Source organism: Pseudomonas sp. SA195 (genome assembly GCF_054131565.1).
Genome location: NZ_CP096392.1, coordinates 3,125,382 through 3,149,167, shown reverse-complemented (window position 1 = coordinate 3,149,167; position 23,786 = coordinate 3,125,382). Strand labels below are relative to the sequence as shown.

Annotated in this window: 22 protein-coding genes; 17 read left to right on the top strand and 5 right to left on the bottom strand. The window is 61.6% G+C overall.

The genetic code is table 11. The features are described from left to right. The first annotated feature begins 67 nt into the window (after positions 1 to 67). The 8 genes from dnaE to ispD all read left to right on the top strand — a co-directional run bounded on the left by dnaE (position 68) and on the right by ispD (position 11,232). Positions 68 to 3,589 (top strand): DNA polymerase III subunit alpha, encoded by a 3,522-nt coding sequence (gene dnaE, locus M1D78_RS14615; RefSeq protein ID WP_437420715.1) that lies wholly within the window; start codon positions 68 to 70, stop codon positions 3,587 to 3,589. A 169-nt stretch (positions 3,590 to 3,758) separates the two neighbouring features. Continuing rightward, a complete protein-coding gene (locus M1D78_RS14610; RefSeq protein WP_437420714.1) occupies positions 3,759 to 4,709 on the top strand; it encodes an acetyl-CoA carboxylase carboxyltransferase subunit alpha in 951 nt (316 codons plus the stop codon). Between the two features lie 113 nt (positions 4,710 to 4,822). Further along, entirely contained in the window at positions 4,823 to 6,121 is a 1,299-nt protein-coding gene (gene tilS / locus M1D78_RS14605; protein WP_437420713.1) for a tRNA lysidine(34) synthetase TilS, read from the top strand. Between the two features lie 156 nt (positions 6,122 to 6,277). Beyond that, entirely contained in the window at positions 6,278 to 7,909 is a 1,632-nt protein-coding gene (locus M1D78_RS14600) for a CTP synthase (RefSeq protein WP_437420712.1), read from the top strand. After that, positions 7,906 to 8,751: a 3-deoxy-8-phosphooctulonate synthase gene (kdsA, locus tag M1D78_RS14595; RefSeq protein ID WP_437420711.1), complete on the top strand. Its 846-nt coding sequence runs from the start codon at positions 7,906 to 7,908 to the stop codon at positions 8,749 to 8,751. The genes M1D78_RS14600 and kdsA overlap by 4 nt, the downstream gene beginning before the upstream one ends. A 33-nt stretch (positions 8,752 to 8,784) precedes the next feature. Further along, positions 8,785 to 10,074 (top strand): phosphopyruvate hydratase, encoded by a 1,290-nt coding sequence (gene eno, locus M1D78_RS14590; RefSeq protein ID WP_437420710.1) that lies wholly within the window; start codon positions 8,785 to 8,787, stop codon positions 10,072 to 10,074. A gap of 178 nt (positions 10,075 to 10,252) precedes the next feature. Then, on the top strand, positions 10,253 to 10,531 hold the full coding sequence (gene ftsB / locus M1D78_RS14585) for a cell division protein FtsB (RefSeq protein ID WP_437420709.1): 279 nt from the start codon (positions 10,253 to 10,255) through the stop codon (positions 10,529 to 10,531). Beyond that, positions 10,528 to 11,232, top strand: a complete 705-nt coding sequence (gene ispD, locus M1D78_RS14580; protein ID WP_437420708.1) for a 2-C-methyl-D-erythritol 4-phosphate cytidylyltransferase — start codon at positions 10,528 to 10,530, stop codon at positions 11,230 to 11,232. The genes ftsB and ispD overlap by 4 nt, the downstream gene beginning before the upstream one ends. A gap of 13 nt (positions 11,233 to 11,245) precedes the next feature. Here the strand turns inward: ispD and M1D78_RS14575 are convergent, their stop codons facing one another. From M1D78_RS14575 to M1D78_RS14565, 3 genes are all read right to left on the bottom strand, one after another. Next, positions 11,246 to 12,412, bottom strand: a complete 1,167-nt coding sequence (locus M1D78_RS14575; protein ID WP_437420707.1) for a baeRF3 domain-containing protein — start codon at positions 12,410 to 12,412, stop codon at positions 11,246 to 11,248. Positions 12,413 to 12,484: 72 nt separating this feature from the next. Then, positions 12,485 to 12,802: a ribosome hibernation-promoting factor, HPF/YfiA family gene (hpf, locus tag M1D78_RS14570; RefSeq protein WP_437420706.1), complete on the bottom strand. Its 318-nt coding sequence runs from the start codon at positions 12,800 to 12,802 to the stop codon at positions 12,485 to 12,487. A 123-nt stretch (positions 12,803 to 12,925) separates the two neighbouring features. Continuing rightward, positions 12,926 to 13,831 (bottom strand): LysR substrate-binding domain-containing protein, encoded by a 906-nt coding sequence (locus tag M1D78_RS14565; protein WP_437420705.1) that lies wholly within the window; start codon positions 13,829 to 13,831, stop codon positions 12,926 to 12,928. Between the two features lie 131 nt (positions 13,832 to 13,962). Between M1D78_RS14565 and M1D78_RS14560 the strand changes: the two genes are divergently transcribed. Then, on the top strand, positions 13,963 to 15,078 hold the full coding sequence (locus M1D78_RS14560) for an S-(hydroxymethyl)glutathione dehydrogenase/class III alcohol dehydrogenase (RefSeq protein WP_437420704.1): 1,116 nt from the start codon (positions 13,963 to 13,965) through the stop codon (positions 15,076 to 15,078). Positions 15,079 to 15,154: 76 nt separating this feature from the next. After that, positions 15,155 to 15,994: an S-formylglutathione hydrolase gene (gene fghA, locus M1D78_RS14555; protein WP_437420703.1), complete on the top strand. Its 840-nt coding sequence runs from the start codon at positions 15,155 to 15,157 to the stop codon at positions 15,992 to 15,994. Positions 15,995 to 16,247: 253 nt separating this feature from the next. Here fghA and M1D78_RS14550 read toward each other — a convergent pair whose 3' ends face one another. Continuing rightward, complete coding sequence (locus tag M1D78_RS14550) at positions 16,248 to 17,297, bottom strand: alkene reductase (RefSeq protein ID WP_437420702.1); 1,050 nt, start codon at positions 17,295 to 17,297, stop codon at positions 16,248 to 16,250. A gap of 37 nt (positions 17,298 to 17,334) precedes the next feature. Further along, positions 17,335 to 17,637: an ArsR/SmtB family transcription factor gene (locus M1D78_RS14545; RefSeq protein WP_437420701.1), complete on the bottom strand. Its 303-nt coding sequence runs from the start codon at positions 17,635 to 17,637 to the stop codon at positions 17,335 to 17,337. 180 nt (positions 17,638 to 17,817) lie between these two features. Here M1D78_RS14545 and ispF point away from each other — a divergent pair, with 180 nt between their 5' ends. The 7 genes from ispF (at position 17,818) to rpoS (ending at position 23,690) form a co-directional block, all read left to right on the top strand. Next, the gene (gene ispF, locus M1D78_RS14540) at positions 17,818 to 18,291 is read left to right on the top strand and encodes a 2-C-methyl-D-erythritol 2,4-cyclodiphosphate synthase (protein ID WP_437420700.1); all 474 of its coding nucleotides are present in this window, start codon (positions 17,818 to 17,820) and stop codon (positions 18,289 to 18,291) included. Then, positions 18,288 to 19,328 (top strand): tRNA pseudouridine(13) synthase TruD, encoded by a 1,041-nt coding sequence (gene truD, locus M1D78_RS14535; protein WP_437420699.1) that lies wholly within the window; start codon positions 18,288 to 18,290, stop codon positions 19,326 to 19,328. Before ispF ends, truD begins: the two co-directional genes overlap by 4 nt. Beyond that, complete coding sequence (gene surE / locus M1D78_RS14530; RefSeq protein ID WP_437420698.1) at positions 19,328 to 20,077, top strand: 5'/3'-nucleotidase SurE; 750 nt, start codon at positions 19,328 to 19,330, stop codon at positions 20,075 to 20,077. Before truD ends, surE begins: the two co-directional genes overlap by 1 nt. 41 nt (positions 20,078 to 20,118) lie before the next feature. Next, on the top strand, positions 20,119 to 20,754 hold the full coding sequence (locus M1D78_RS14525; protein ID WP_158190168.1) for a protein-L-isoaspartate(D-aspartate) O-methyltransferase: 636 nt from the start codon (positions 20,119 to 20,121) through the stop codon (positions 20,752 to 20,754). 17 nt (positions 20,755 to 20,771) lie between these two features. Beyond that, positions 20,772 to 21,707 (top strand): polyprenyl-phosphate transporter, encoded by a 936-nt coding sequence (locus tag M1D78_RS14520; RefSeq protein WP_437420697.1) that lies wholly within the window; start codon positions 20,772 to 20,774, stop codon positions 21,705 to 21,707. A 46-nt stretch (positions 21,708 to 21,753) separates the two neighbouring features. Beyond that, positions 21,754 to 22,578, top strand: coding sequence for a peptidoglycan DD-metalloendopeptidase family protein (locus M1D78_RS14515; RefSeq protein ID WP_437421326.1), 825 nt, complete (start codon positions 21,754 to 21,756; stop codon positions 22,576 to 22,578). A 98-nt stretch (positions 22,579 to 22,676) separates the two neighbouring features. Beyond that, positions 22,677 to 23,690 (top strand): RNA polymerase sigma factor RpoS, encoded by a 1,014-nt coding sequence (gene rpoS / locus M1D78_RS14510; protein WP_437420696.1) that lies wholly within the window; start codon positions 22,677 to 22,679, stop codon positions 23,688 to 23,690. Positions 23,691 to 23,786: the final 96 nt, after the last annotated feature.

Below are 23,786 nucleotides of genomic sequence, written 5' to 3'. Positions count from 1 at the left end.
TCCTAAACGCCGGCTGCTTTCCGGTACAATCGCCGGCCAGTCGTTTCGCCAGTCCAGGTTTGTCCTCATGTCTGTGTCCTTCGTCCACCTCCGCCTGCACACTGAGTATTCCCTGGTTGATGGTCTGGTCAGGGTCAAGCCCTTGGTCAAGGCGGTCGCTGGAGCGGGCATGCCTGCTGTCGCGGTCACCGACCAGAACAACATGTGTTCGCTGGTCAAGTTCTACAAGGCGGCTCAAGGCGCCGGTATCAAGCCGATCTGTGGCGCCGATGTCTGGCTGGCTAGCCGTGATGAAGACGGACCGTTGAGCCGCATGACGCTGCTTGCGATGAACGGGCAGGGTTACCGCAACCTGACCGAGCTGATCTCCCGCGGGTGGATGGATGGCCAGCGCAACGACCAGATCATTATCGAGCGCGAATGGGTCAAGGAGGCAGCCGAGGGCTTGATCGCGTTGTCCGGCGCCAAAGAAGGTGATATTGGCCACGCGTTGCTCGAGGGGGACGAGCTGTCAGCCGAGACCCTGCTCGCGGAATGGCAAGGCGTATTTCCCCAGCGTTTCTACCTGGAGGTCCAACGGACCAGCCGAGTGCACGACGAGGAACATCTGCACGCAGCGGTCTCGCTCGCCCAACGTTTCGGCGCGCCGCTGGTGGCGACCAACGATGTCCGTTTCCTCAAACAGGATGATTTCGAAGCTCACGAAACACGCGTCTGCATCGGCGAGAGCCGCACACTCGACGACCCGCGGCGGCCACGTGCCTATTCCGACCAGCAGTATCTAAAGACTCCTGAAGAGATGTGGGAATTGTTCAGCGACTTGCCCGAGGCGCTGGAGAACACCGTCGAGATCGCCCGTCGCTGCAACATCGAGGTTCAGCTGGGCACATATTTCCTGCCCGATTTCCCGGTGCCGGCGGGTATGACAATGGAGGAGTACTTCCGTAAGGTTTCATTCGACGGCCTAGAAGAGCGCCTCGAAGTGCTCTTGCCCATGGACACGCCCGATTACGAGGCGAAGAAGCAGGTCTACATCGATCGGCTCAATTTCGAGCTCGACATCATTATCCAGATGGGCTTTCCCGGTTACTTCCTGATCGTCATGGATTTCATCCAGTGGGCGAAGAGCAACGGCGTTCCGGTGGGTCCGGGTCGTGGCTCGGGTGCGGGATCGCTGGTCGCTTATGTTCAAAAGATCACAGACCTCGACCCGCTGGCCTACGACCTGCTGTTCGAGCGCTTCCTGAACCCCGAGCGGGTATCGATGCCGGACTTCGACGTCGACTTCTGCATGGACGGCCGCGACCGGGTCATCGACTACGTGGCCGAGAAATACGGCCGCAATGCGGTGAGCCAGATCATCACATTCGGCACCATGGCGGCCAAGGCAGTGGTGCGCGACGTGGCGCGCGTACAGGGTAAGTCCTATGGCCTGGCTGACCGTCTGTCGAAGATGATTCCTTTCGAAGTCGGCATGACGCTCGAAAAAGCGTACGAGATGGAGGAGCCGCTGCGCGACTTCCTAGCCGTCGACGAGGATGCGCGCGAAATCTGGGACATGGCGCTCAAGCTCGAGGGAATCACGCGCGGCACCGGCAAGCACGCGGGCGGGGTGGTCATCGCGCCGACCAAATTGACTGACTTCGCGCCCATCGCCTGCGATGACGAGGGCGGCGGGCTCGTCACTCAGTTCGACAAGGACGACGTCGAGCAGGCGGGGCTGGTCAAGTTCGACTTCCTCGGCCTGCGCACCCTGACGATCATCAAATGGGCGCTCGAAACCATCAATCGCGACCAGGCGCGCAAGGGGCTCGAGCCGGTCAACATCGATTTCATCCCGCTGGACGACAAACCGACCTATTCGCTGCTGCAGAAAGCCGAAACCACGGCGGTGTTCCAGCTTGAATCGCGCGGCATGAAGGAGCTCATCAAGAAGCTCAAGCCGGACTGCCTGGAAGACCTGATTGCCCTGGTAGCACTGTTCCGCCCCGGCCCGTTGCAGTCCGGCATGGTGGACGATTTCATCAACCGCAAGCACGGCCGTGCGGAGATCTCCTACCCACACTCCGATTACCAGTACGAAGGCCTCAAGCCGGTGCTGGCGCCCACCTACGGCATCATCCTCTATCAAGAGCAAGTGATGCAGATCGCCCAGGTCATGGGCGGCTACACCCTTGGCCAGGCGGATATGCTGCGCCGCGCGATGGGCAAGAAAAAGCCCGAGGAGATGGCCAAGCAGCGCGGGGGCTTCATCGAAGGCTGTGCCAAAAACGGCATTGATGCTGACCTGGCGGGCAACATTTTCGATCTCGTGGAGAAATTTGCGGGGTACGGTTTTAACAAATCACACTCGGCTGCCTACGGTTTGGTGTCTTACCAGACGGCCTGGCTAAAGGCGCACCACCCGTCACCGTTCATGGCGGCGGTTCTCTCAGCGGACATGCACAACACCGACAAGGTGGTTACGCTGATCGAAGAGTGCCGCAGCATGAAACTGCGCATCGACGCGCCGGACGTGAACCACTCCGAGTTCAAATTCACGGTCAGCGAGGATGGCCGGATCATCTACGGCCTCGGTGCCATCAAAGGCGTCGGCGAAGGGCCGGTCGAGGCGATCTGCGAATGCCGCAGCGCAGGCGGGGCATTCAAGGATCTGTTCGATTTCTGTAGCCGCGTCGACCTCAAGCGGATCAACAAACGCACCCTGGAAGCGTTGATTCGCGCCGGAGCACTGGACCGGTTGGGGCCGCATTTCTCCGACGAGCCCAAGGCCTACCAAGCCAACATCGATCGCAACCGTGCTGTATTGCTGTCAGCCATGGAAGAGGCGATCCAAGCGGCCGAGCAGACGGCCCGCAGTCTCGATAGTGGTCATATGGATCTTTTCGGGGGGCTCTTCGCCGAGCCGGAGGCGGACGTGTATGTCAATCATCGTAAGGCCCGCGAATTGTCGCTCAAGGAGCGACTCAAGGGCGAAAAGGACACGCTCGGGCTCTATCTCACTGGCCATCCGATCGACGAGTACGAAGGCGAGGTGCGGCGATTCGCACGCCAGCGCATCGTCGATCTACGCCCTGCTCGCGGCGAGCAAACCATTGCCGGGTTGATCGTCAACCTGCGCGTGATGAAGAACAAGAAAGGCGACAAGATGGGCTTCATCACCCTAGATGACCGCTCCGGCCGCATCGAGGCGTCGCTGTTCGCCGAGGCGTTCAACTCGGCGCAGGCATTGCTGCAGACCGATGCATTGGTGGTGGTTGAGGGCGAGGTCAGCAACGATGACTTTTCCGGCGGCCTGCGCTTGCGTGCGAAGCGCGTGATGAGCCTCGAAGAAGCCCGGACAGGCCTGGCCGAGAGCCTCCGGGTCAAGGTGGCTGGAGACGCTTTGAAAGGCGATCGAGTACGTTGGTTGGCCGATGTCTGCGGCCGTCATCGCGGCGCTTGCCCGATCACGCTGGAGTACACCGGCCGCGACGCGCGCGCGCTGCTGCAGTTTGGTGAAAGCTGGCGTATCGATCCGGCGGATAACTTGATCCAGGCGTTGCGTGACCAGTTCGGACGCGACAACGTCTTCCTCCAATACCGATAGTTCTGGCTCAAGCGCCCAGAGGGGGAGCGGAGCGGGGCTTCGAATGGGCTCGATCATTGAATCGAGCCAGTTGTGAACTTTTTGTTCGACCTGAATGCGTCCGTCCCGTAAGGTAGGGCGCAAAAAAATAGCCTCCGGCCATCTGGCCGTCGACGCATGACGGATGCCTATGAACCCGAATTTTCTCGATTTCGAACAGCCGATCGCCGACCTGCAAGCCAAGATCGAAGAATTGCGCCTGGTTGGTAATGACAACTCGCTGAACATAAGCGATGAAATTGCCCGCCTGCAGGACAAGAGCGTATCGCTCACCGAGAGCATTTTCGGCAATTTGACCAGCTGGCAGATCGCCCGCTTGGCGCGCCACCCGCAGCGCCCGTACACCCTGGATTACATCAAGCACCTGTTCTCCGAATTCGAAGAGTTGCATGGCGACCGTCATTTCTCCGATGACGCAGCCATCGTGGGTGGCGCCGCGCGCCTTGATGGGAAGCCGGTGATGATCATCGGTCACCAAAAGGGCCGCGAAGTACGCGAGAAGGTGCGTCGGAATTTCGGCATGCCGCGTCCCGAAGGTTATCGCAAGGCCTGCCGCTTGATGGAGATGGCCGAGCGTTTCAAGATGCCGATCCTCACCTTCATCGACACGCCCGGCGCGTACCCGGGAATCGACGCCGAAGAGCGTAACCAGAGTGAGGCGATTGCCTGGAACCTGCGCGTGATGGCGCGCCTAAAGACGCCCATCATTTCCACGGTTATCGGTGAAGGCGGTTCGGGCGGCGCTTTGGCGATTGGTGTCTGCGATCAGCTGAACATGCTGCAATATTCGACCTACGCGGTGATCTCGCCAGAAGGCTGCGCCTCGATTCTCTGGCGTACCGCCGACAAGGCTCCCGAGGCAGCAGAGGCCATGGGTGTGACCGCTGAACGGCTGAAGAATCTCGGTATCGTCGACAAGGTCATCTCCGAGCCGCTGGGTGGCGCTCATCGGAATCCGGCGGCGACGGCTGCTTCGATACGCGACGAGCTGGTCGCTCAACTCGACATGCTCAGAGGTTTCGACACCGAAGCGCTGCTCAAGCGCCGTTATGATCGGCTCATGAGCTACGGCATCGCCTAAGCAGGCGAGAGCGATGACGGTACGGCGGGTTTGACCCGCCGTTTTCATTCCAGGCCCGTTGCTACCCCTCTTCTTGATCTATGCTGGCGGCGTTCGTCGTCAGGTCGCTCCGCATGTCCCTTGCATCTCGTCTGCTTACTATTCTCAAGCCGTGGAGCGCCGCCCCGCAGTGGCAGGTAGCTTTTTCAGGGGGGCTGGATTCGACCGTCCTGCTGCATGTGCTGGCGTCGCTCCGCGAGTCCGAGCCACTTCCTCCGGTCACGGCCGTGCATGTTCATCATGGTTTGCAGCCGGTGGCTGAAGGCTGGCCTGCTCATTGCCGGGCGATCTGTGATCGCCTCGGTGTACGTCTCGACGTGCTCCGCGTAGAGGTCGCCCAGGGTGCCAGCCTTGAAAACCAGGCCCGAGAAGCGCGTTATCGTGCGCTTGCCGGCCATGTGCCCATGAGTGGCGTCGTGCTGACTGCACAGCATCGGGATGATCAGGTGGAAACGTTGCTGTTTCGCCTGTTCCGAGGTGCCGGGGTGCTGGGGCTTTCGGGGATCCAGGCCCAGCGGCAATTGGGGCAGGGCGTTCTGCTTCGACCGCTGCTCGGCTTCGCTCGCGCCGAACTGGAGACTTATGCCCGCGAGCATCGGCTCGCGTGGGTGGAGGACCCCAGCAATAAGCACCTCGAACATTCACGCAACTACCTTCGTCATCGGGTGCTTCCGCCGATTCGTCAGCGCTGGCCGCAGGCCGATGCCAACATTGCCCGTGCGGTCGGGCATTGCGAAGAGGCCCAGTCGCTACTGGACGATCTCGCCTCACTGGACCTTCAAGCGGCTCGAGTGCCGTCACGGCTGACCTGGCTGCCCGTGCCCAGCTTGGATCTGACGGTAATCGCAGCGCTGCCTGAGCCTCGGCAACGCAACGCGCTGCGCTGGTGGCTGCGGACCTTTACGCCGTTGCCTGACAGTGCTCATTGGGCGGGTTGGCAAACCCTGCGGGATGCCGCACCTGATGCCAGTCCTGTTTGGCGGTTGAGCGCGGGCGAGCTGCATCGAGGCGACAGCCGCCTGTGGTGGCTCGCGGGGGCATGGCTCAGCGAGCCTGAAGCAACGTGCCTCCGAATCGGTCAGGTTCAGTGCACTCTGCCAGACAATGGGGTTGTAGGGCTGCTGGGTAATGGGTGCTCTGGTGAGTTGGAGGTGCGCTACCGGCAGGGCGGGGAGCGTATGCGGCTGCCAGAGCGCGGACACCGCGATCTCAAGCGTTTGCTCAACGAGGCGGGCATTCCCCGCTTCGTGCGGGGGCGTTTGCCGTTACTGTTCCAGAACGGGGAGCTGATCGCAGTGGCGAATCTGCCGCAGTACGATGCTTGCGGTCTCTCCTTGACCTGGGCGCCACCGACGATCCCAGGTTTGAGCTAACGGCTTTTTCGAGTAGACTACGCTCCCGTCCCAATTGAGCTTCTGCGGCTTTCCTCGAAAACCGCGGCAGCTTCGCTATTGCCGCCCTCGGCGCAGTGGCACCTTCGCTTTTCCCCGGCGGCGCTGACCGCTTAACGCAGACTTCTAGGGTTTTTCATGACGCGCTACATCTTCGTCACGGGTGGTGTTGTTTCTTCATTGGGGAAAGGCATCGCCTCGGCATCCTTGGCGGCCATCCTGGAGGCGCGGGGCCTGAAGGTCACGATGCTCAAGCTGGACCCTTACATTAACGTCGATCCGGGCACCATGAGCCCGTTCCAGCACGGTGAGGTATTCGTCACGCACGATGGCGCCGAGACCGACCTGGATCTGGGGCACTACGAGCGGTTCATCCGCACGACAATGACCAAGAGCAACAACTTCACGACCGGCCGCGTCTACGAAGACGTGCTGCGTCGGGAGCGCCGAGGCGATTATCTGGGCGCGACCATCCAGGTCATCCCGCATATCACCGACGAGATCAAGCGTCGCATCATCAAGGGCGCCGGCGATGCCGACGTTGCGCTGGTCGAGATCGGTGGCACGGTCGGCGACATCGAGTCGCAACCCTTCCTCGAGGCGATCCGCCAGCTGCGCGTCGAAGTTGGCGCCAAGCGCGCCATGCTCATGCACCTGACGCTGGTGCCCTACATTGCCACCGCTGGTGAAACCAAGACCAAGCCGACCCAGCATTCGGTCAAGGAACTGCGTTCGATCGGCCTGCAGCCGGACGTGCTGATTTGTCGTTCCGACCACCCGATCGACATGTCATCGCGTCGTAAGATCGCGCTGTTCACCAATGTGGAAGAGCGGGCGGTTATTGGGCTCGAAGATGTCGACACCATTTACAAAATCCCGGGCGTGCTGCATGCCCAGGGCCTCGATGACTTCGTCGTCGAGCGATTCGGGCTGGAGTGCGGCGGTGCCGATCTGTCTGAGTGGGATCGCGTCGTCGACGCCAAGCTGAACCCTGAGAAAGAAGTCACCATCGCCATGGTCGGCAAGTACATGGAACTTCTCGATGCGTACAAATCTCTGATCGAGGCAATGAGCCACGCTGGCATCCAGAGCCGTACCAAAGTGAACCTCCGCTATATCGACTCCGAAGACATCGAAAACCAGGGCACCGGCCTGCTCGAAGGCATGGATGCGATCCTGGTTCCAGGCGGTTTCGGTCTGCGCGGCGTGGAAGGCAAGATCGCCACGGTCAAGTACGCCCGCGAAAACAAGATTCCCTACCTCGGCATCTGCCTCGGCATGCAGGTCGCGGTGATCGAGTTCGCCCGTGACGTGCTCGGCTGGACCGACGCCAATTCCACTGAGTTCGACAAGAATAGCGGGCATCCGGTCGTTGGCCTGATCACCGAGTGGGAGGACGCCGCCGGAACCGTCGAGACCCGCAATGACGCGTCCGACCTCGGCGGTACCATGCGCCTCGGTGCGCAGGAGTGTGGGCTAGAGGCGGGTTCCAACGTCTATGCCTGCTATGGCAAGGAGCGCATCGTCGAGCGTCATCGCCATCGCTACGAGGTCAACAATCATCTACTGCCCCAGCTCGAGGCGGCAGGCTTGAAGATCACCGGCCGCTCCGGCGACGGCGCCCTGGTCGAAGTGGTCGAGGCGCCGGATCATCCGTGGTTCGTGGCGTGCCAGTTCCACCCTGAATTCACCTCCACACCGCGCGACGGCCACCCGCTGTTCAGCGGTTTCGTCAAGGCGGCATTGGACTACAAGGCGAGCAAGGCATGAGCCAGAAGACGATTCGCGTCGGCAACATCGAGATCGCCAACGACAAGCCCTTCGTGCTTTTCGGCGGGATGAATGTTCTGGAGTCGCGTGATCTGGCCATGCAGATCTGCGAAACCTACGTAAAGGCTACCGAGAAGCTCGGTATCCCCTACGTGTTCAAGGCCAGCTTCGACAAGGCCAACCGTTCCTCGATCCACTCCTTCCGCGGCCCGGGCCTGGAAGAGGGGGTGCGCATCTTCGAAGACGTGAAGAAGACCTTTGGCGTGCCGGTGATCACCGACGTGCACGAGCCGCACCAGGCCCAGCCGGTTGCGGAGGTCTGCGACATCATCCAGCTGCCAGCCTTCCTTTCCCGGCAAACCGATCTGGTCGTCGCCATGGCCAAGACCGGTGCGGTGATCAACATCAAGAAAGCGCAGTTCCTTGCACCCCAGGAAATGAAGCACATCCTCGCCAAGTGCGAAGAAGCCGGTAACGATCAGCTGATTCTCTGCGAGCGCGGATCGTCCTTTGGTTACAACAATCTGGTGGTCGACATGCTCGGCTTCGGCATCATGAAGCAGATGCAGTACCCGGTCATCTTCGACGTCACCCATGCCCTGCAAATGCCGGGTGGCCGTGCCGACTCGGCCGGCGGGCGTCGTGCTCAGGTCACCGATCTGGCCAAGGCGGGCCTCAGTCAGGGCTTGGCCGGCCTGTTTCTCGAAGCCCATCCCGATCCGGACAGTGCCAAGTGCGATGGCCCGTGCGCGCTGCGTCTGGACAAGCTCGAACCTTTCCTCACCCAGCTCAAGCAGCTGGATGATCTGATCAAGAGTTTTTCCCCTATCGAAACTGCTTGAAGCCTTGAAGCTATCTACGGAGTGTTAATAAAAATGGCAAAGATCGTCGACATCAAAGGGCGTGAGGTTCTCGACTCCCGGGGCAATCCCACCGTGGAAGCAGACGTTATCCTGGATAACGGTATCGTCGGCAGCGCCTGTGCGCCGTCGGGTGCTTCGACCGGTTCGCGGGAAGCGCTGGAACTACGCGATGGCGACAAGAGCCGTTACATGGGCAAGGGTGTGCTCAAGGCTGTCAGCAACATCAATGGCCCGATCCGTGACCTGCTGCTGGGCAAGGACCCGTTGGATCAACAGGCGCTGGACCGCGCCATGATCGAACTGGACGGCACCGACAACAAGGCCAAGCTCGGCGCCAACGCTATCCTGGCTGTGTCGCTGGCGAACGCCAAGGCGGCCGCACAGGATCAGGACCTGCCGCTTTACGCACACATTGCCAACCTCAACGGCACGCCCGGGCAGTACTCCATGCCAGTGCCGATGATGAACATCATCAACGGCGGCGAACACGCCGATAACAATGTCGACATTCAGGAATTCATGGTGCAGCCGGTCGGTGCCAAGACCTTTGCCGACGCGCTGCGCATGGGCGCTGAAATCTTCCACCACCTTAAAGCCGTGCTCAAGGCGCGCGGCCTGAGCACATCGGTCGGTGACGAAGGTGGTTTCGCACCGAACCTGGCGTCCAACGAAGATGCCCTCGCCGCCATCGCCGAGGCCGTCGCCAACGCAGGCTACAAGCTGGGCGACGATGTCACACTGGCACTTGACTGCGCGTCCAGTGAGTTCTTCGAGAGTGGCAAGTACGACCTGGCTGGTGAAGGCAAAGCCTTCGATGCGGCCGGTTTTGCCGATTACCTGGCTGGCCTGACCGAGCGTTTCCCGATCATCTCCATTGAAGACGGCATGGATGAGTCCGACTGGGACGGTTGGAAGGTCCTGACCGATAAGATCGGCAACAAGGTGCAACTGGTCGGCGACGACCTGTTCGTAACCAACACGAAGATCCTCAAGGAAGGTATCGAGAAGGGCATCGGCAATTCGATTCTGATCAAGTTCAACCAGATCGGCTCGCTGACCGAAACCCTGGAAGCCATCCAGATGGCCAAGGCTGCTGGCTACACCGCGGTGATTTCGCACCGTTCCGGCGAGACCGAGGATCACACCATCGCCGACCTGGCCGTGGGCACCGCGGCGGGCCAGATCAAGACTGGATCGCTGTGCCGGTCGGATCGTGTATCCAAGTACAACCAGCTGCTGCGCATCGAAGAGCAGCTTGGCGGGAAGGCGCCTTACAAGGGCCGGGCCGAGTTTCGCGGCTAACCCTGCCGGTAGGCGAGGGCGACGTTAGTCGCCCTTTTTTGTGGTTAGCGTTCAGCGCTGCTAAGGTCGCCGCTACAGGTGACCAGGCGCAGGCCGGCATAGGAAGGCTCAAGGCATGACGTCTATCACCGTCCCCACTTCTCTCAGTGAACCCAACCGAAATCGTTCGATGCCTCACATGCGCAGTCCCTATTGGTTGCTAGCTGTTTTGATCCTTCTACTCGTTGGTCTGCAGTATCGCCTGTGGGTGGGCGAGGGCAGCCTTGCGCAGGTCAGTGGGCTGAACAAGCAGATTGCCGAGCAGCAGGGTGAGAACCAGCGTCTGCTCGAGCGCAATCGCATTCTCGAGGCCGAAGTGAAGGAGCTCAAACAGGGTATGGAAACCGTGGAGGAACGGGCTCGCCACGAGTTGGGCATGGTCAAGAAGGGCGAAACCCTTTACCAGCTGACCGAATGAACAACTGCACCACGCCGCCATTCTGGGCGGTCATACCCGCAGCGGGTGTCGGCAGCCGTATGCGCGCCGATCGGCCCAAGCAATACCTGCCGCTAGCTGGCCGCACGCTCATCGAACACACCCTCGATCGTTTTCTCGACCATCCCGGCCTGTTGGGCCTGGTGGTTGCCCTAGGCGCTCAGGATCCTTATTGGCCAATGCTGGCCTGCGCAAGCGACCCGCGCATCCAGCGCGTCGATGGCGGAGCGGAGCGTGCGGACTCGGTGCTTGCCGGGCTTCGCCGGCTGCATACGCTCGGCGCAGCCGAAGACGACTGGGTGCTCGTTCATGATGCGGCTCGTCCGAACCTGGCCCGGGATGACCTCGAGCGACTTCTGTCCGAATTAGCCGATGACCCGGTGGGTGGGCTGCTAGCTGTGCCTGCACGCGATACGCTCAAGCGGGTGGGCACCGATGGGCGCGTGGCCGAAACCATCGATCGGAGTGTGATCTGGCAGGCCTATACGCCGCAGATGTTTCGCCTCGGCGCGCTGGCAGATGCGCTCAGTCGGGCGCTCGAGGCGGGGGCGGCAATTACGGACGAAGCATCGGCGATTGAATGGGCCGGTGATCGTCCGCGTTTAGTAGAAGGCCGGGCGGACAACCTGAAGGTGACCCGCCCGGAAGATCTGCAGTGGCTAGAGCAACGCTGGACGCACTAGCCGCTGCTCCAGGCTAGTAGCGGTAGATAGCCGCCGCGCCACTTTCGGTCGGCATGCGTTCTGTCGGGACGGCAATCACCTCGCCGCCTTGCTCCAGCGTCCAGATGGTCAACTCGTCGAGCAGGTCGGGTGTCGTGGCGGCTTCGCCCTCGGCGGCGATTGCCTTGCCTTCGTCCTTGTTGGCTACGCCGGGAATCTGCCGATCGGCTTCGACCAGCAGCGTCGCGACTCGTCCTGCCACCGTGGCCTGGCCGATCTGGTCCAGCTGATCGGTGGCCAGCCCCTGCCCATGCGATTCGCCGTATTGATCGATGAAGCCTTCGAGACGCTTGATATAGCGCGGCTGCTTGACCATCCAGCTCTTGTCACGCAGCTCATCCGCACTCAGCAGCGACACATCGTGCTCGATACCTTCCGGCAGGAGAAACTCGTTGTGGCTCAGCTTGCGGAAATGGAATTGATGTTCGGGCAGCGCTGCGAGGATCAGCGGCAGCCGAGATGTGCGGCTGTGATGTTCGAGGATGGCGCGATCCACTTCGCGGAAGAAGCGTTCCCGGTCCCTGTCGATCTCGTCTTGTCGGCCTGCGCCGCCGCTCTCCACCTGCATGGGGTCGCCGCGTTCGCTGGCGCGGCTGTAGCCCTGTGGAAAGCCAGTTTGTCCTTTCTCGGTCAGCTCCCGGCCGAGCGCCTCCTCGATGGTCTTCGGCACGCCCGCCGCCAGTTTCACTTCGTCAATGCCGTCGCGATTGCCTTCAAACAACCTGATCGAGTCAAGGTTGATCGCCAGTATCTGGTAACGGTCGGCAGACTGGGCGATGCGCAGCAGCGGCTTGAGATGCATGCGGTCGTTCGCGACCGCCAGTTCCGGAACGCTGCGTTGTAGGCGGAACACGTCGAAATAGTCAGCAGCAGCGAATACGGCCAGGCCGTCGCGGTTGCTGTTCCAAAAATCGGTATCGTCGAGCAATTCGTGGAAGGGCTTGAGCAGCGTCTTCGCGTGCTCGGCACGCCCTTGCTGCTTGAGCGAGTCTTGAAGCTGGCGGACCAGGTGCTTGAAGCGAATCGGGTCCTGCTGCCGCTCCGGAAAACTGCGGTGGGTGGGCTGGTACAGCGACAGGCAGGGAGCCTCGCGCTTCGCCAGCAATTGGGACAAGGTTTCACGATCGAGCAATCTGTTCATGAACGGCCTCTCTCGTTATCGGTGGTTCGGTCCCTCGTGGGTTTGGCCTGCTGCGGCAGGGCCTCTCGGTCTTCAGTGATGGTTCTGGCGCTTGTCGAGTGCATGAGCGAGCGCGTGGGCAAGTTTTTCGGCGGCGCCGTCAATCGCGAGCATCAGGGAGTCGGCCTTATGGCTCGTCGAGATCGGCTCGTGACCTTTCACTCTCGCCTCCATCTGGCAGCGCTTGTCCTGCGGCCCGCTCTTGCCGCTGTTCTCGTCGTTGAGATGAACTTCGACTCGGGTCAGCTGATCATCGAAACGCTCCAGTTCGCTCTCGACCGTCGCTCTCACGTGTTCTTCGAGTTGGCTGGTCACGTCGACGCTGTGATTGCTGTTCACCAGAATCTGCATGTTGTCCTCCTGATTGAATCGCCGGGTCGCTCCGGCGTACGCAGAGCGTCGGCTACAGAATTTTCGACGTGGGCGGGTGAGGCGGGTTCCGCCCTGGCAGGCGAGTCAGACGCGCGGTGCGGGTCACGAATCGTTCGCGTCTGTGCGGTATTCCGGACGCATGTATAGCCCGTCTCGCAGCGCCTGGATCAGCAGGCGCACCTTGGGCAGCGGATAGCGCCGCTGGGGATAGACTGCCCAGACGGCTGTGTTGGGTGGCTGGTTGGCTTCGAGCAGGGAGATCAACTCACCACGACGCAATGGCTCCTGGACGTAATAGTCCGGCAGCTGGCACAAGCCAAAACCTCTGAGCGCTGCATCCAATACCGCCTGGCCGCTGTTGCAGCGCCAGTTTCCAGTGGGTTTGAAGGGCTGCTCACGCCCATCGATCTGCAGCATCCAGGTGTCGCTCGTGCCGATCAGGCAGTTGTGTCGGGCCAGTTCCGACGGTGTGTGAGGGCGTCCATAACGTTCCAAATAAGCCGGCGCGGCGCAGAGGTACATCGCTCGAGGCGCGATGCGGGTGGCCACCAGACGAGACTCGCTCAGCCGACCGAGGCGTATGGCCAGGTCATACCCTTCCTGCACCAGGTCCAGGGTCCGGTTGGAGAGTTCGATCTCCACCCGCAACTGGGGGTGTTGCGCCATGAAGGCATTCACCAGCGGCACGATGAAGCGCTCGCCATAGGCGACGGCGGCCGTCATGCGGAGCAAGCCGGTCGGCGCGGCATGCAGGTCACTGATGGCGTGAAAGGCTTCATCACGCTCTTCGATCAGGCGCTGGCAGCGCGCAAGGAAGGTGTGCCCGGCTTCGGTCAGCGAGACGCGGCGTGTGGTTCGGTTGAGCAGGCGCGCCTGCAGCCGTTCTTCGAGCCGCGCAACCTGCCGGCTGACATGCGACGAAGACACGCGCAGGTGCTCGGCCGCGCGCAGGAAACTGGCGTGTTCGGCCACCGCTACGAATTCGTCGAGACCTTCCCAGCGATTCACTGCTTCGCTCCACGCGTAAAGGAACGTCAATTATCCCTGTGTGGCAACAATGTTTCCACATCGAGCCGATTAACCCGGAGCGTCGAGAAAACTACACTATGTTCATCTTCCAAGAGGTGAGAGTGAACTCCATGACCATCAAGTCCCGCGCCGCGGTCGCTTTTGCGCCGAACGAGCCCCTGAAGATCGTAGAAGTAGACGTCGAACCGCCGAAAGCTGGTGAAGTGCTGGTGCGCATCGTCGCCACCGGTGTTTGCCATACCGATGCCTACACGCTGTCCGGTGAGGATTCGGAAGGGGTGTTTCCCTGCATCCTTGGGCATGAGGGCGGTGGCATCGTCGAGGCGGTAGGAGAGGGCGTGACGTCCGTAGCGGTTGGTGATCACGTCATCCCGCTGTATACGGCCGAATGCCGCCAATGCAAATTCTGCAAGTCCGGCAAGACCAATCTGTGCAGCTCCGTGCGGGCGACACAGGGCAAGGGCTTGATGCCGGACGGCACGACCCGCTTCAGCTACAACGGCGAGCCGATCTACCACTATATGGGCACCTCCACTTTTTCCGAGTACACGGTACTGCCAGAAGTGTCGGTCGCGAAGATTCCCAAGGACGCGCCGCTGGACAAGGTGTGCCTGCTGGGGTGTGGCGTGACTACCGGCATCGGGGCGGTAATCAACACCGCCAAAGTAGAAGAGGGGGCGACCGTCGCGATCTTTGGCTTGGGCGGTATCGGCCTGGCGGCGATCATTGGCGCCAAGATGGCCAAGGCGAGCCGCATCATCGCCATTGACATCAACCCGGCCAAGTTCCCCATCGCCGAGGCGCTGGGCGCGACGGACTTCGTCAATCCTAAGGACCACGCCAAGCCGATCCAGGAAGTAGTCGTCGAAATGACCGATGGCGGCGTGGACTATTCCTTCGAGTGTGTCGGTAACGTACAGCTGATGCGCGCTGCGCTGGAGTGCGCGCACAAGGGGTGGGGCGAGTCGGTGATCATCGGCGTTGCGGGTGCGGGGCAGGAGATCAGCACCCGGCCGTTCCAACTGGTGACCGGTCGCGTTTGGCGCGGCAGCGCCTTTGGTGGCGTCAAGGGTCGTACCGAGCTGCCGAACTACGTGGAAAAAGCGCAGAACGGTGAGATTCCGCTGGACACCTTCATCACCCACAACATGGGGCTGGAGGAGATCAATTCCGCCTTCGACCTGATGCACGAAGGCAAGAGCATCCGGACCGTCATTCATTTCTAAAGTCACTCTGCGCTGGGGGGCGGGCGAGTCGCCTTTCGTTCGGCCTCCAGCGCGCCTGTCGACTATAGGAGGCATCATGGAAAACATTTCCTGCCAGAAGAGCTTCGGCGGCTGGCACAAGCGCTACCGGCACCGCTCGTCCACCTTGAACTGCGACATGGTGTTCGCCGTCTACCTGCCGCCGCAGGCCGAGCAGGACGAAAAGCTACCGGTGCTCTATTGGCTGTCGGGGTTGACGTGCACCGACGAGAATTTCATGCAAAAGGCTGGCGCGCAGCGCCTGGCCGCCGAACTGGGGCTGATCATCGTCGCGCCGGACACCAGTCCGCGCGGGGAGGGTGTGCCGGATGATCCGAATGCCGCCTATGACTTCGGCCTCGGCGCAGGTTTCTACGTCAACGCCACCCAGGAACCCTGGGCTCGCCACTACCGCATGTACGACTACGTGACCGAAGAGTTGCCCGCGCTGGTCGAGGCGAACTTCCCGGTATCGGAGCGGCGTGGCATCAGCGGCCATTCCATGGGCGGGCACGGTGCATTGGTTTGTGCACTGAAAAACCCGGGGCGCTATCAATCAGTGTCGGCCTTCGCGCCGATCGCCAATCCGGCCGATTGCCCCTGGGGCGAGAAGGCGTTTACCGGTTATCTGGGCAGCGACCGCTCACAGTGGCGCGAGTGGGACGCCTGTGCGCTGATCGGCAAGGCCGAAGAGCGGTTGCCGATCATCGTGGATCAGGGCGACCGCGACGATTTTATGGCGAACCAGCTGAAGCCCGACGCACTTGAGGCGGCTGCGAAGGCGGCGGACCATCCGCTGACGCTGCGCATCCAGCCCGGGTACGACCATAGCTACTACTTCATAGCCAGCTTTATTGACGACCACCTGCGCCACCATGCGAAGGCATTGAAGGGTTGACGGGCGCTGCTACCCGAGTGCTCAGCCGAAACTGACGGCTAGCTTGCAAGCAAGCTCGCGCCTGCAGAAGCTACAGGCCGCATCGTCAGTGCCTTTGCTTTCACAGGAGCGAGCTCGCGCGCGAAGCCACGTTTGCAGCAAGGTGCGATGCCGCGCTGCTGCAGCTGACTTCTGGGCGCCAGCAAGGTCTGGAAATCGATCAGGCAGAAAAAAGCCCGGTCGGTTTCCCGGCCGGGCTTCCCATCGCAAGGAGCTAGAGCGACGGGTAATCGGTATAGCCTTCCGCACCCTGGGCATAGAACAGCTCGGGGCGGGGTTCGTTGAGCGGGGCGTCCTGGCGCAGGCGTTCGGCCAGGTCCGGGTTGGCGATGTAGGGGATGCCGAAGGCCACGGCGTCGGCGTTGCCCTCCGCCAACCAGGCGTTGGCCTGTTCTTTCGTGAAGCGCTCGTTGGCGATGTAGACGCCACCGAAGATCGCTTTCAATTGCGGGCCGAGGCTGTCCTCTCCGGCTTTCTCGCGGGTGCAGATAAAGGCTACACCCCGCGTGCCTAGCTCGCGGGCAACATGTCCGAAGGTTTCGGCGCGGTTCGAGTCACCCATGTCATGCGCATCGGCACGCGGCGCCAGATGCACGCCAACACGCCCGGCGCCCCAGACATCAATCGCGGCATCAGCGACTTCCAGCAGCAGGCGCGCGCGATTCTCAATGGATCCGCCGTACTGATCGGTGCGCTGGTTGGTGCTGTCCTGCAGAAATTGGTCGAGCAGGTAGCCGTTGGCACCGTGGATCTCGACGCCGTCGAACCCGGCTTCCTTCGCGTTCTCCGCGCCCTTGCGGTAGGCCTCGACGATCTCGGCGATCTCGGCGGTCTCGAGCGCGCGTGGGGTCTCGTACTCTTTCATCGGGCGCACCAGGCTGACATGGCCGGCTGGCTTGAGCGCACTCGGTGCGACCGGCAACTGGCCGTCCAGGTAGATGGGATCGGAGATCCGCCCGACATGCCAGAGCTGCAGCACGATCTTGCCGCCCTTCGCGTGCACTGCGTCGGTGACCTTCTTCCAACCTTGAACCTGCTCGGCAGACCAGATACCGGGCGTGTCCGGATAGCCGACGCCCATTGGCGTGACCGAGGTGGCTTCGCTGATGATCAGGCCGGCGCCTGCGCGCTGTGCGTAGTACTCGGCGATCAGGTCGCCAGGTACGCGGCCGGGTTCGGCGCGGCAGCGGGTCAGCGGGGCCATGATGATGCGGTTGGCCAGTTCCAGGTCGCCGATCTTGATCGGGTCGAAAAGTGTTGGCATGACGATGCTGCTCCTCTTGCTTGGTTCGGATTAAGGCTCAGAGTTGATCGGTAAGGCGCGCTAGAAAGGCCTCGATGGCCGGCTCGTTGCGCTTGAAGAAGTGCCACTGGCCCACTTTGCGGTTGGTCACCAGACCGGCTCTCTGCAGGGTTGCCAGATGCGCCGATACGGTGGACTGGGATAGCCCGGCACGCTGGTCGATCTGGCCGGCGCAGACGCCGTTCTCCAGCGAGTGGTGCTGGTCCTGAAAATACCGCTCCGGCTCCTTCAGCCAGTGCAGGATGTCCCGCCGAAGCGGGTGGGCAATGGCCTTGAGAATGTCATCGAAATCGTCGGGCATGGCGCTGATCCGGTTCGGTATATCGCGATGGGCCGAAATATATATCGCCTCACGGCGATGCCGAATCGATTCGGTTGATGATGGTTATCGGCACTGTCGATCCGGCACGGACGGCGGCGGGTTCAATGGCTGGCCCGGTCCTGTAGAATCGCCGGCTGATCCTCTGCAGGTAACTCGGCTATGCGTATCGGTCACGGCTATGACGTCCACCGCTTCGGTGAAGGCGATTTCATCACGCTTGGCGGCGTGCGGATTCCACACCGCTGCGGTCTGCTGGCGCACTCGGATGGCGACGTCCTGCTGCATGCCCTGAGTGATGCGCTGCTCGGCGCAGCCGCGCTCGGCGACATCGGCAAGCACTTTCCCGATACCGATCCGGCCTACAAGGGCGCCGACAGCCGCGCATTGCTTCGCCATGTTCTCGCGCAGGTGAAGGCCAAGGGTTGGCAGGTCGGTAACGTCGACGCCACCATCGTCGCGCAGGCACCGAAGATGGCGCCTCACATCGAGCAGATGCGGCGCCTCATCGCCGAGGACCTGCAGGTCGAACTCGATCAGGTCAATGTCAAGGCAACCACCACTGAAAAGCTCGGTTTCACCGGGCGCGAAGAAGGCATCGCCGTGCATGCCGTCGCGCTGCTGGTCGGCGCATGACTGAAGATCAGTTGCTCGGCCCCCGTGCGCATGGCGGACCTTGCGGCAGCGCAGTGCTCAAGGCCGTCGCCGAGGATTTTCAGGTCGACGAGGTACTCGATATCCCAATGTCCGGTGCTGGCGAGCATCTCTGGCTGTGGATAGAGAAGCGCAACCTGAACACCGAAGAGGCGGCCCGTCGGCTTGCCCGGGCGGCAGGCGTGCCGCTGCGCAACGTCAGCTATGCCGGCCTGAAGGATCGCCAGGCGTTGACCCGCCAGTGGTTCAGCCTGCACCTGCCGGGCAAGGCCGATCCGTCATTGGAGAGGGTCGAGGACGATACCCTTAAGGTCCTCCGTGTCACGCGTCATCAGCGCAAGCTGCAACGTGGCGCGCATTCGGCGAATGGCTTCACCCTGCGCCTGACCGAACTGCAGGCCGATCGTGACCTGCTCGAGCAGCGCCTGAATCATATAAAGCAGCACGGCGTGCCCAATTATTTCGGCCTGCAACGATTTGGCTTCGACGGCGGCAACGTCGAGGCGGCGCGCTCGTTTGCCGAGCGTCAGGAGCTGCCGGTGCAGCGCAATCTTCGGTCGCGCCTGCTGTCAGCAGGGCGCAGCTACCTGTTCAATCGTGTGCTCGCCAAGCGGGTGGCCGATGGCACGTGGGGGCGGGCCTGCGTAGGCGACTTGCTGGCATTTACCGATAGCCGCAGCTTCTTCCCGGCCGGCGAGGCCGAATGCCATGACCCTCGTTTGCAGGTGCTCGATCTGCACCCCACCGGCCCGCTTTGGGGTGTCGAGCCGTCGCCTGCAAGCGGCGAAATACAAGTCCTGGAAGCGGCTATCGCAGCCTCCGAGCCGTCAATCGCCAAGTGGCTCGCAGAAGCCGGAATGAAGCACGAACGGCGCATTCTTCGCCTCCCCATTGGCGGCTTGTCATGGCATTATCCCGGGCCTGACATTCTGCAACTTGAATTCGTCCTGCCGACCGGATGCTTCGCCACGGCCGTGGTGCGTGAACTGGTCAGCCTGGCAGGGCAGACGGACATCTGATGCGTATTCTGATCGCCAACGACGACGGGGTGTATGCACCCGGGCTCGCCGCGCTTTACGACGCGCTGGCGGATTTTGCCGAGTGCAAAGTAGTCGCCCCTATCCAGGACATGAGCGGCGCCAGCAGTGCGCTGACGCTGGATCGCCCGCTTCACCCTGTGACCATGCCCAATGGATTCATCGGGGTGAACGGTACGCCCACCGATTGCGTCCATCTCGGCATCAACGGCTTGCTCGACGAGGCGCCTGATATGGTGGTGTCGGGGATTAACCTGGGCGCCAACCTCGGCGACGACGTTCTCTATTCAGGCACGGTTGCGGCTGCCATTGAGGGCCGCTTCACTGGCAAACCGGCTTTCGCCTTCTCTCTGGTATCAAGGGCAACCGACAACCTGCCAACCGCCGCGTATATCGCTCGCCGGTTAGTTGAGCAGCAGTGCAGGCTCGACCTGCCACCGCGCACCGTGCTCAGCGTCAATGTCCCCAACCTGCCGCTCGATCACATCCGCGGTATCCAGCTGACTCGTCTTGGGCACCGCCGCCGTGCCAAGCCGCCCGCCAAACAGGCTAATCCGCGCGGCAAGGATGGCTACTGGATCTCCGTGGCCGGCGATGTCGAGGATGGCGGGCCGGGTACCGATTTCCATGCGGTTATGCAGGGCTACGTATCCATTACCCCGTTGCAGCTCGACCGAACCTTCCACGAAGCCTTCGAGGGCCTCGGCAATTGGCTGGAGGATGTGTTGTGAACCACCGCGGACCTGAAGATCTCTTGCGGCACGGCACGGGCATGACCTCGCAGCGTACGCGCGACCGGCTGATCCAGCGGCTCTATGAAGAGGGCCTGTCCGACCCGCGCGTGCTCGAGGTCATTCGACGTACGCCACGCCATCTGTTCGTCGACGAAGCCCTGGCGCACCGCGCCTACGAGGACACGGCGCTTCCGATCGGGCATAACCAGACCATTTCCCAGCCCTTCATGGTGGCGCGCATGAGCGAGCTGTTGCTCGCCGATGGCCCGCTCGACAAGGTGCTTGAGATTGGTACCGGGTCCGGTTACCAGACCGCCGTGCTGGCTCAACTGGTGGAACGGGTGTTTTCAGTCGAGCGTATCCAGGCCCTGCAGGACCGAGCAAAAGAGCGGCTGGTCGAACTGAAACTGCGTAATGTGGTCTTTCGCTGGGGTGATGGTTGGGAAGGGTGGCCCGCGTTGGCGCCCTACAACGGCATCATCGTCACTGCGGCCGCGGCCGACGTACCACAGGCGTTGCTCGATCAACTGGCTCCTGGCGGCCGACTGGTGATTCCGGTCGGGGTTGGCGAGGTCCAGCAATTAATGCTGATCATTCGAGAAGAAGACGGATTCTCCCGTCACCTACTGGATACCGTTCGCTTCGTGCCGCTACTCAATGGACCTGTCGTTTGACCTCGGCGGAAGGAAGCATGAAAAACACGTTGTTGTTATATGCCAAGGGTATGGCCATGGGCGCGGCAGATGTCGTCCCGGGCGTTTCCGGGGGAACGGTCGCATTCATTACTGGCATCTATGATGAGCTGCTGCGTTCGATCGGCTCGGTGCCCAATGCCCTCGCGCCATTGCTGCGCGGGCGTGTCGCCGAAGCCTGGCGTGTCGCCAATGGCACTTTCCTGGCCGTGCTTTTCGCAGGGATCATCACCAGCATCCTGACCCTTGCCAAGCTCATCAGCTACTTGCTCGAGCACCATCCCATTCCGGTTTGGTCGTTCTTCTTCGGGCTTATCCTGGTTTCCGTCCATCTGGTCGGCAAAGAGGTTCGCCAGCGTGGGCTCGTGCAAATGATCAGCCTGTTGTTGGGTATTGCCTTCGCTTACTGGATTACTGTCGCCTCGCCAATGCAGTGGGGCACGGGCAGTCTGAGCCTGTTCTTCGCAGGTGCCATCGCGATTTGCGCGATGATTCTGCCGGGCATATCCGGGAGCTTCATTCTGGTTCTGCTTGGCCTCTACCCGGCGGTGCTCGGGGCGGTCAAAGCGCTGGACCTCGGCGTAATGCTGGTCTTTGCCTCCGGTTGTCTCGTCGGGCTGCTGAGCTTCGCCCGGTTGCTCAGCTTCGTGCTGGATCGCTGGCGCGACCTGACCTTGGCTTTCCTGACGGGGCTCATGCTGGGGTCGCTCAACAAGGTATGGCCTTGGAAGGAAACACTGACCTGGCGCATCGATTCTCATGGTGAGCGGGTTGCCGTGCTCGAGCGCAACCTGTCGCCCGCCGGCTTTGGCGACCTGACCGGGCAGGATCCGCAGTTGCTCCTGGCAATCACCTTGGCGATCGCCGGCATTGCGCTGGTGCTGGGCCTCGAGTGGTTTGCCGGGCGTCGCCAGCCTATGGCAGAAAGCGTCTGAACCGATCGTCGATCAAAGGGAGCGGGTATTGAAGTTCGTATCTCGCATGCGCTGTGCAGACAGGCCTGCCATTCGCCTTGCGTTTGTCACGCTGTTGGCCGCTTCGCTACTAGCCGGTTGCGCGAGCCCCCCGTCAGGTGGGGTCAGCGTGGTTGACCGCAACAGTCGCGACCGCGTGACCAGCGGCCAATACCTCGTCAAGCGTGGCGATACCCTGTGGTCGATCGCGTTCCGCTTTGGCTGGGACTGGCGTGACCTCGCGCGGGTCAACAACATCCAGCCTCCACACGTGATCTACCCAGGGCAGACCATCCGATTCAGCGGCCAGGCGCCTCGCACCGCGACCGCTCGTCCGGCTCCTGCGCCGTCGCGGCAACCCCAGGCACCCGCGGCCCCTGTCGCGACTCCGGTGCCCAGTCAGCCACCGCTGATCAAACCCTCCGTTCCCGCCCCCAGCAAGCCAATGGCGAGCACGCCCGTGCAGCCCGTGACGCGGTCGGCGAGCGGCTGGGCGTGGCCCGCGCAAGGCACGTTGATTGGGCGTTTTTCCTCAAACGGCAGTTTGAATAAAGGCATTGATATCGCCGGGGAATTAGGACAGCCTGTTTTAGCTGCTTCTGATGGGGCTGTTGTGTACGCCGGCAGTGGTTTACGGGGCTACGGCGAACTTGTGATCATCAAGCACAGCGATACCTATGTCAGTGCCTACGGTCACAACCGCAGGCTGCTGGTTCAGGAGGGTCAACAAGTCAAGGCTGGGCAGACCATTGCCGAGATGGGATCGACCGGGACCGACCGGGTGAAGCTGCATTTCGAGATTCGCCGCCAGGGCAAACCGGTAGACCCGTTGCAATACCTTCCTAAGCGTTGATTTGATACGTCCTGTTCCGGCCCTAGGAGGGGCTTGAGCGATACCAAGGATCGGGTGCCGCCCAAGCCTGTTGTCGAACTCAGAACAGGAAAACAATAATGGCTCTCAAACAAGAAGTGCCGGAGTTTGACGTAGACGATGCCGTTCTACTCATGGAACCGTCCGCAGAAACAGATCCGGTTACCGAGATCTCCCGCGTCGGTTCGGTTGGCACCAAGTCAAAGACCGCAACGTCCAAGGCCGCAACGGTCAAGCAACACAAGTTCATCGACTACACTCGCGCGCTCGACGCCACCCAGCTCTACCTGAACGAAATTGGATTTTCCCCACTGCTGACGCCCGAGCAAGAGGTGCATTTTGCACGCCTTGCGCAGAAGGGTGACCCAGCGGGCCGCAAGCGGATGATCGAAAGCAACCTGCGCCTGGTTGTGAAGATCGCGCGGCGCTACGTTAATCGAGGGCTCTCCCTGCTGGATTTGGTGGAAGAGGGCAATCTTGGACTCATCCGCGCCGTCGAAAAATTCGACCCTGAGCGAGGCTTCCGCTTCTCTACCTACGCGACCTGGTGGATCCGGCAGACTATCGAGCGGGCGATCATGAATCAGACCCGCACCATCCGGCTGCCGATTCATGTGGTCAAGGAACTCAACGTCTACCTGCGCGCCGCGCGGGAGCTGACGCAGAAGCTTGACCACGAACCGAGTCCCGAAGAGATTGCCAACCTGCTTGAGAAGCCCGTTGCGGAGGTCAAGCGCATGCTGGGCCTCAATGAGCGGGTAACCTCGGTCGATGTGTCGCTCGGCCCGGACACTGACAAGACTCTGCTCGATACCCTCACGGATGATCGACCTTCCGACCCCTGCGAACTGCTGCTCGATGACGATCTGTCAGAGAGCATTGACCAATGGCTGTCTGACCTTACCGAGAAGCAGCGCGAAGTCGTCATCCGCCGCTTCGGTCTGCGCGGCCATGAAAGCTGCACGCTCGAGGAAGTAGGGCAGGAGATCGGTCTGACCCGAGAGCGGGTGCGGCAAATTCAGGTCGAAGCGCTCAAGCGTCTACGGGAGATCCTCGAGCGTAACGGCTTGTCCAGCGAGTCGTTGTTCCGCTGAGGTCGATCGAGCCCTCACCGTCCGCCTGCAGCGTTAAACCTGCCCCTTCGCAAGGCCGCCCTATCGGGCGGCCTTGCGATATTGATTAAGCCGAGC

Bases quoted from the DNA above. Each gene is read 5' to 3' on its own strand.
- surE (WP_437420698.1), top strand. From the start codon at position 19,328: ATGCGTATTCTGATCGCCAACGACGACGGGGTGTATGCACCCGGGCTC.
- hpf (WP_437420706.1), bottom strand. From the start codon at position 12,802: ATGCAGATTCTGGTGAACAGCAATCACAGCGTCGACGTGACCAGCCAA.
- ispD (WP_437420708.1), top strand. From the start codon at position 10,528: ATGAACAACTGCACCACGCCGCCATTCTGGGCGGTCATACCCGCAGCG.
- fghA (WP_437420703.1), top strand. From the start codon at position 15,155: ATGGAAAACATTTCCTGCCAGAAGAGCTTCGGCGGCTGGCACAAGCGC.
- M1D78_RS14550 (WP_437420702.1), bottom strand. From the start codon at position 17,297: ATGCCAACACTTTTCGACCCGATCAAGATCGGCGACCTGGAACTGGCC.
- M1D78_RS14525 (WP_158190168.1), top strand. From the start codon at position 20,119: ATGACCTCGCAGCGTACGCGCGACCGGCTGATCCAGCGGCTCTATGAA.
- ftsB (WP_437420709.1), top strand. From the start codon at position 10,253: ATGCGCAGTCCCTATTGGTTGCTAGCTGTTTTGATCCTTCTACTCGTT.
- M1D78_RS14600 (WP_437420712.1), top strand. From the start codon at position 6,278: ATGACGCGCTACATCTTCGTCACGGGTGGTGTTGTTTCTTCATTGGGG.
- M1D78_RS14515 (WP_437421326.1), top strand. From the start codon at position 21,754: ATGCGCTGTGCAGACAGGCCTGCCATTCGCCTTGCGTTTGTCACGCTG.
- M1D78_RS14575 (WP_437420707.1), bottom strand. From the start codon at position 12,412: ATGAACAGATTGCTCGATCGTGAAACCTTGTCCCAATTGCTGGCGAAG.
- eno (WP_437420710.1), top strand. From the start codon at position 8,785: ATGGCAAAGATCGTCGACATCAAAGGGCGTGAGGTTCTCGACTCCCGG.
- M1D78_RS14560 (WP_437420704.1), top strand. From the start codon at position 13,963: ATGACCATCAAGTCCCGCGCCGCGGTCGCTTTTGCGCCGAACGAGCCC.
- tilS (WP_437420713.1), top strand. From the start codon at position 4,823: ATGTCCCTTGCATCTCGTCTGCTTACTATTCTCAAGCCGTGGAGCGCC.
- dnaE (WP_437420715.1), top strand. From the start codon at position 68: ATGTCTGTGTCCTTCGTCCACCTCCGCCTGCACACTGAGTATTCCCTG.
- M1D78_RS14520 (WP_437420697.1), top strand. From the start codon at position 20,772: ATGAAAAACACGTTGTTGTTATATGCCAAGGGTATGGCCATGGGCGCG.
- truD (WP_437420699.1), top strand. From the start codon at position 18,288: ATGACTGAAGATCAGTTGCTCGGCCCCCGTGCGCATGGCGGACCTTGC.
- M1D78_RS14545 (WP_437420701.1), bottom strand. From the start codon at position 17,637: ATGCCCGACGATTTCGATGACATTCTCAAGGCCATTGCCCACCCGCTT.
- kdsA (WP_437420711.1), top strand. From the start codon at position 7,906: ATGAGCCAGAAGACGATTCGCGTCGGCAACATCGAGATCGCCAACGAC.
- rpoS (WP_437420696.1), top strand. From the start codon at position 22,677: ATGGCTCTCAAACAAGAAGTGCCGGAGTTTGACGTAGACGATGCCGTT.
- ispF (WP_437420700.1), top strand. From the start codon at position 17,818: ATGCGTATCGGTCACGGCTATGACGTCCACCGCTTCGGTGAAGGCGAT.
- M1D78_RS14610 (WP_437420714.1), top strand. From the start codon at position 3,759: ATGAACCCGAATTTTCTCGATTTCGAACAGCCGATCGCCGACCTGCAA.